1 tRNA gene is annotated in these 211 nt (G+C 50.7%); it reads left to right on the top strand.

Annotation, left to right across the window (positions count from 1 at the left end):
- Window positions 1-30: 30 nt before the first annotated feature.
- A tRNA-Glu gene (locus tag C5687_RS24515) sits at window positions 31-106 on the top strand.
- Window positions 107-211 lie beyond the last annotated feature (105 nt).

The following is a 211-nucleotide window of genomic DNA, read 5'->3' as shown; positions in this document are numbered from 1 at the left end:
AGCAAGGCGTCTTGCGATTGAGACTGACACGTCCCCTTCGTCTAGAGGCCCAGGACACCGCCCTTTCACGGCGGTAACAGGGGTTCGAATCCCCTAGGGGACGCCACTTGCTGGTTCGTGAGTGAAAGTCACCTGCCGTCATATCTCAAAACTGACTTACGAGTCACGTTTGAGATATTTGCTCTTTAAAAATCTGGATCAAGCTGAAAAT

This window comes from Enterobacter sichuanensis (genome assembly GCF_002939185.1).
In the GTDB taxonomy this organism is placed as follows: Bacteria; Pseudomonadota; Gammaproteobacteria; order Enterobacterales; family Enterobacteriaceae; genus Enterobacter; species Enterobacter sichuanensis.
The sequence above is the reverse complement of the archived record's forward strand: the minus strand, read 5'-3'. Positions and strand labels throughout refer to the sequence as shown.